5 protein-coding genes are annotated in these 6,243 nt (G+C 64.3%); 2 read left to right on the top strand and 3 right to left on the bottom strand.

The window, feature by feature from the left end; all coding sequences use genetic code 11:
- The coding region (locus G3436_RS19905; RefSeq protein ID WP_163948499.1) for an ATP-binding cassette domain-containing protein at positions 1 to 560 on the bottom strand (560 nt) is incomplete at its 3' end.
- Positions 561 to 1,147: 587 nt separating this feature from the next.
- On the opposite strand from G3436_RS19905, the gene gabP reads away from it, so the two are divergent.
- Positions 1,148 to 2,542, top strand: a complete 1,395-nt coding sequence (gene gabP / locus G3436_RS19900; RefSeq protein WP_163948496.1) for a GABA permease — start codon at positions 1,148 to 1,150, stop codon at positions 2,540 to 2,542.
- Between the two features lie 58 nt (positions 2,543 to 2,600).
- Here the strand turns inward: gabP and G3436_RS19895 are convergent, their stop codons facing one another.
- On the bottom strand, positions 2,601 to 3,056 hold the full coding sequence (locus tag G3436_RS19895; protein WP_163948470.1) for a hypothetical protein: 456 nt from the start codon (positions 3,054 to 3,056) through the stop codon (positions 2,601 to 2,603).
- 129 nt (positions 3,057 to 3,185) lie between these two features.
- Here G3436_RS19895 and G3436_RS19890 point away from each other — a divergent pair, with 129 nt between their 5' ends.
- Positions 3,186 to 3,725, top strand: a complete 540-nt coding sequence (locus tag G3436_RS19890) for a hypothetical protein (protein WP_163948468.1) — start codon at positions 3,186 to 3,188, stop codon at positions 3,723 to 3,725.
- 63 nt (positions 3,726 to 3,788) lie between these two features.
- On the opposite strand, the gene G3436_RS19885 is transcribed toward G3436_RS19890, so the two are convergent.
- A partial coding sequence (locus G3436_RS19885) for an autotransporter family protein (RefSeq protein ID WP_163948464.1) occupies positions 3,789 to 6,243 on the bottom strand: 2,455 nt, incomplete at its 5' end.

Raw genomic sequence — 6,243 nt, 5'->3', positions numbered from 1 at the left:
TCCGGGTCCAGTGCCGAGGTCGGCTCGTCGAACAGGATGACCTTGGGCTTCATCGCCAGGGTGCGGGCGATGGCCGCACGCTGCTGCTGGCCACCAGACAGTTCGGCCGGGTAGCTGTGACGCTTGTTGTGGATGCCGACCTTGTCCAGCAGCGCCTCGGCGTGTTCGATGGCTTCGGCCTTGCTCTGGCCGAGCACGCGGCGAGGTGCCTCGATGATGTTGTCGAGCACGCTCATGTGCGGCCACAGGTTGAAGTTCTGGAACACGAAACCGATCTCGCTGCGCAGGCGATTGATCTGTCTATTGTCGGCGGCCACCAACTCGCCGTTTTTCGCGGCCTTGAGCTTGAGCGCTTCGCCGGCCACCAGGATCTGCCCCTGGTGCGGGTTTTCCAGCAGGTTGATGCAGCGCAGCAGGGTGGACTTGCCGGAGCCGGACGATCCCAGGATCGAGATCACGTCGCCGTCGCGGGCGGTCAGCGAAATGCCCTTGAGAATCTCCTGCGCGCCGTAGCGTTTGTGCAGGTTGCGGATTTCCAGCGCGGGCGTGGCCTCGGCCATGTGCGGTCCTCATGAGTTCGGGTGCGGTCCTGCTGTTGTCGGCCTTCCTGGCGAGGCGCCACGCTAGCATAGCGCCGGAATGACAGCCAACAACGGCGGGGCGGGCAAGCGGTCGCTGCAGGAGTGGGTGTCGCTTCAATGCAGCGGACTGTCGCGCGGATGTCCGCGCCGCCCTTTCCACGGGCCGCAGCCTTGATGAAAAAAGGCGCGATGGTGCCAGCTTTGGCCGGCGCTGGAAAGCCGTTTTTGACCGGTTGCCCAGCATTGGCAATTTTCCCGGTTTCTGGGTTGCACCCGGTCGGTTGCGCTTTTTTGCACAGCAAAAGAGCGCTGGTGTTACCAAGGATCACTTTTAGTGCAATTGTAAGTGGGTATTTCAGTAATCAGCCGCGGTAACGACCTTTCGGTCAGCTTATGGCCGAAAGCGCCGTAAGCCTTGCTGCACGCGGCCGTAGGTTATTTCGAACGAATGGTCATCAGCTTGGCGCGCTTATTGCCATCTAACCCGCCACAGGACGTAGCGCCCCTCACGAGGGGGCACGCACTCAAGTAGCGGGATGAACACCATTCTTTGCAAAGGTAGTTTTATGAGCGGTACGCAGACTTCCAATGACCTCGCTCAGGGGCTCAAACAGCGGCATGTGACCATGCTGTCCATCGCGGGCGTGATCGGCGCCGGTTTGTTCGTCGGCTCCGGCCATGCCATTGCCCAGGCGGGCCCCGCCGTGCTGCTGGCGTACCTGGCTGCCGGTACGCTGGTGGTGCTGGTGATGCGCATGCTGGCCGAAATGGCCGTGGCCACGCCCGACACCGGGTCGTTCTCGACCTACGCCGACCGCGCCATCGGCCATTGGGCCGGCTTCACCATCGGCTGGCTGTACTGGTGGTTCTGGGTGCTGGTGATCCCGCTGGAGGCCAATGCGGCCGCCACCATCCTGCATGCCTGGTTCCCTGATGTCGGGATCTGGGTGTTTACCCTGGTCATTACCCTGTTGCTGACCGCCACCAACCTGTTCAGCGTGAAGAACTACGGCGAGTTCGAGTTCTGGTTCGCGTTGCTCAAGGTGGTGGCGATCATTGGCTTCATCGTGCTGGGCGTGGCGGCGATCTTTGGCCTGCTGCCCAACAGCCAGGTCAGCGGCGTAAGCCATCTGTTCGACACCCAGGGTTTCCTGCCCAACGGCATGGGGGCGGTGCTGGCAGCGATGCTGACCACCATGTTCTCGTTCATGGGCACCGAGATCGTGACCATTGCGGCGGCCGAGTCCAAAGACCCGGGCAAGCAGATTACCAAGGCCACCAATTCGGTGATCTGGCGGATCTTCCTGTTCTACCTCGTGTCGATCTTCATCGTGGTGGCACTGGTGCCATGGACCAATGGCGACCTGGCCGAAGTCGGTTCGTACCAGACCGTGCTGCACCTGATGGGCATACCGAATGCCAAGCTGATCGTCGACATCGTGGTGCTGATCGCGGTGACCAGCTGCCTGAACTCGGCGCTGTACACTTCGTCGCGCATGCTCTTTTCGCTGAGCAAGCGCGGTGATGCACCGGCCATGGCGCAGCGCACCACCTCCAGCGGTACGCCGTATGTGGCGGTGCTGCTGTCGACGGCGGCGGCGTTCCTGACCGTGATCGCCAACTACATGGCGCCGGCGCAGGTGTTCGAGTTCCTGCTGGCCAGCTCCGGCGCGATCGCGCTGCTGGTGTACCTGGTGATTGCGATTTCGCAGCTGCGCATGCGCCGCCAGCGCATGGCGCGCGGCGAGAAGATCGCCTTCAGGATGTGGCTGTTCCCGGGGCTGACCTGGGCCACCATCGTGTTCATCGTGGGCGTGCTGACGGTGATGCTGGTTCGCCCCGACCACCGTATCGAGATCGTCGCGACCGGGCTGCTGACCATCGCCGTGGTGGCGGCGGGGCTGCTGGTGGCGCGCAAGCGCAAGGTCGAGGCGGCAGGGCGGGTGGTGCTGGAAAACTAGACAGGGCGGTGGTTGGGCTTGCCCCGCGATGGGCTGCGCAGCAGCCCCGCTTCATTCTTCAGCCAAATTTCTTCTGCTTGGACACGATTTCCGACGCCTGCACGTACGCGTCCTGGAACTCGTCGCTTTCCAGCCATTCCATCGCCGCGGCCTCTTCGGTGCCGTCCAGCCACTCACGGTAGGCGCAGAACACCTTGCAGATGTAGTCGGTGGAGTGCTCTTCCTTATGGCCCTTGAGCACCAGTGCCAGCAGCGGGTCGACCAGGAACACCGCGATCATCGAGGCCAGCCCGGTGTTCTGGGCCTGCTTCATCTTTTCGAACAGCGCAGTGTAGCTGCCCGAGTCCATGGCCTTGGTGAACACCTGCTCGACGCTGGCGCTGGCGCTCTCGACGCTGGCGCTGGCGCTCTCGCCGCTGCTCTTGACCGCCTGGCCGCTGCGTACCATACGGTTTTCGCGGGCCTTGCTGGCGGCGCGCTTGGCGCGTTTCTGCTGTTTGCTGTTGCTAGCCATTGGCCAAATCCTTGAAAGAATGTGATGCGTGTCGCTATTGAACCCCACTCCATCGCGAAACCCAAGCCGTTGACGCGGGTCTGAGGCAAGCTGCGGCCTTTTCCGGCTGCCCTCAAGGATACTTTCAGGATGAAGACGCTACCCCTGCTGTGCCTCGCCACAGCTTTTCTCGCCGGCTGCGGCAACATTGCAGCGGTCAAGTCGTTCAATACCGCCTACGCCTCGCCGGCCAGCGGCGACACCGCACGCCTGCGGGTGGTCGCCAACGGCATGGTGCGCGCGGTACCCGGGCTGAGTTGCGTGGACTGGTACAGCCCGGGCGCGGGTGTGGTGGTGTCGGCGCAGCACGGCTTTGCCGACCGCAACGGCGAAACCCTCGGCATGCCGCCGGCGGTCACCTCGTTCAAGGGCACCACCAGTGAAGTGCTGATCCCGGCCGGCAAGCCGTTTACCCTGCACTTTCTCGATGGCGGCACCCGCACCGCCTACGACCGTGTGCAGAACTGTGTGGCCATGCTGCAGTTCACCCCCCAGGCGGGCGCCGACTATGAGTTCGTGGCCATGGGCTATTCCACCTGCACCGTCGACCTCAGCCGGGTGCAGGCGGGCAAGCTCGAGCCGGTCAATGTGCAAAAAGCCGATTACTGCAGCAAATGGGCGAACTTCTGAGCATGAAAAAACCCCTGGACCTTGCGATCCAGGGGTTGCGCTACAACGGCTGAGGTGCTGGCCTCAGAACGCCCAGCGAACCTTCAGCGAGGCCGACTGGTTGAGGAAGTCCTCACGGTACTCGGCATCGTAGTCGGCGCTCAGCTCGGTGCTGTCGGTGACCCGGTAGCTCACGCCCACGCCGCCACGTCCCAGCCATGGGCTGGCATCCAGGCCCTGGGTGCGGAACGACAGGCCCGGCTCGCCGGCATAGGCACTGGTCAGCGAGGCACGTTCGCCAAGGGTGTCGTAGCCCACGCCCAGTTTCAGGCGGGTAGACAGGCGATCGCTGAACAGGTGCACCAGTTCGGCATCGGCGCCCAGCACCAGGCTTTCGCTGTTGCGTCGGTCGACATTCAGGTTGAGGGCGCCGGCGCCTGTTTCGCGGTAGCTTTCGTCTTCGACCCAGGTGTAGTCCGCGCGCACGCTCGGGGTCAGCTCGGTGGCCTCGCCCAGGCGCAGGGTGTGGCCCAGCGCAACCCCGGCGTGCACGATCTGGGTGTCGTACTTGGCCTTGGCCTCGGTGCCCATGAACAGGATCTGGCGCTTGCCATCGGTGCGGCCCTGGCCGTAGTCGAGCTGGTAGCTCAGCTGGGTCGCGTCATCCAGGTCGTAGCTGCCGTAGCCGATCAGCTGGAACAGGTCCATGTCGGCACTGTTGGGTGCGCTCTTGGAGTCGCCGTCGATATCGCTGTTGGCATAGGCGAAGGCCAGGCCCATGCGGCTCTGCGGGCTGATGGCGGCATCGGCACCGAAGATGATGCCCTGGCTGTTGACCTCGAAGCCCGACACGCCGTTACGCTCGTTCTGGTCGGCCCATGAGCCAAAGGTCTTGACCCACACTTCCCGTTCGCCCAGCACCTCGTCACCCGACGACAGGCCGCGGCCCTGGCTGACGCGTGCGCCCACCACATCGCTGACGGCGCTGAGTGCCGCACCGGCGGCCGCCTGCGAGCCACCGGCCAGCAACGGCACGGTCTGGCTGACCGCGTCAGACACCTGCTGGGCGGTACTCAGCTTGCCCAGCGAGGTGATCACTTGCTGCATGCCGGCATTCTGAGTGCCGCGGCCGATGATGGTGTCCAGGGTCTGGGCCGCGCCTCGGGCAGGCTTGTTGCTGCGGATGGCCGGTTCGTCATCGTCGCCGCCGTTGCCGCCGGGCGTCGGGGGATCGATGATGTCGATGATGGTCTTGCCCTGTACCACCTGCAAATCGACCTTGCCGCCGGTGCCGTTGGTGGCCACGCTCTTGAAGTCGAACAGTGCGCTGTTGTCGGTGACCTTGCTGAAGTTGCCATTGAGGGTGCCGCCGGCACGCACCACGCTGTCCAGGCTCTGGCCGATGGCCAGGCTGTTGACCTGGGCCACATCGACCACGGCGCTGCCGGCCAGGGTGGCGTTGCCCGAAGCGTGCAGGCGGCTGTAGCCGCCCTCGCTGTCGTTGGACTGGGCAGCGATGCGGTACACGCCATTGCTGCCCTGGCTGAAGTTGCCATCCACGGAGACGAAGGTGTGTGGTGTAGTGGTGTGCCCCAGTTGCAGGGTGCCGTTGTTGCTCAGGTTGCCTTTGATGACGGTGTGGCCCAGTTGCAGGGCGGCGCCCTGCTGCACGGTCACGTTGCCCTTCAGTGTGGTGTTGTTGAGGGTGCGCAGGGTGCCCTGTTTGACGTTCCACTGGTTGATGCTGGTACCGGTACTGTCACCGCTCAGGGTCCAGGTGCTGCTGTCGCGCTTGTCGAAGGTATCGAAGCCCACGTACTGGCTGTTCAGCGCGCTGACGTTGAACGTGCTGTCCGACGCGCCGCCCAGTGCCAGGGTGTCAGTGCTGCCGGCAGAGACCCCACCCTGGATGACGGAGCCGTTTTCCAGCACCAGGGTGTTGTTGCCGCCGGCGAACAGGATGGCCTGGCTGACGGAGGGGAGGCCGATTCCGCCGGTGCCGCCGGTGATGGTGCCGGCGTTGTAGACGGTCGAGCCACCGCTGCTTTGAATGGCAGGCGCGCCGTTCGGCATGACCATCAGGCTGCTTGAACTGCTACCCGCGCTGATGGTGGCGCCGGTGGCGTTGTGCACTTCGAAGTTGGAGCCTGAGATGCCTACGCCGCCCTGTGCGCCGGCTGACATGAAGCTGCTGGAGCCTGCGGCACCACCCCGGATGATGCCGTTGTTGAGCACGACGAAGTCGTCGCCACTGACCGCTGCGCCTCCAAGGCCACCGCTACCGCCGCTGGTTGGCATCATGGTGGTACCGGCGCTGCCGCCCGAGCCGCCGATGACGCTGCCATCGTTGATCAGGGTGAAGGTGTTGCCGGTGACCGCCGCCGCACCGTTGCCGCCGCTGGCAATCGTTGAGGGGAATGGAGTCGTACTGCTTCCGCCTGCACCACCGTTGCCGCCGGTAATCGTGTTCTGATTGCTCAGCTGCAGCCCTGATGCGGCCACGCCGACGCCGCCGTGGCCGCCGTTGCCTCCCGCGTCG

The organism is Pseudomonas brassicae, assembly GCF_010671725.1.
GTDB lineage: Bacteria > Pseudomonadota > Gammaproteobacteria > Pseudomonadales > Pseudomonadaceae > Aquipseudomonas > Aquipseudomonas brassicae.
Note: the sequence above shows the minus strand (reverse complement) of the source record. Positions and strands in the feature narration are given on the sequence as shown.

Excerpts from the sequence above, each read along its gene's own strand:
- gabP (WP_163948496.1), top strand. The coding sequence starts at position 1,148 with ATGAGCGGTACGCAGACTTCCAATGACCTCGCTCAGGGGCTCAAACAG.
- G3436_RS19895 (WP_163948470.1), bottom strand. The coding sequence starts at position 3,056 with ATGGCTAGCAACAGCAAACAGCAGAAACGCGCCAAGCGCGCCGCCAGC.
- G3436_RS19890 (WP_163948468.1), top strand. The coding sequence starts at position 3,186 with ATGAAGACGCTACCCCTGCTGTGCCTCGCCACAGCTTTTCTCGCCGGC.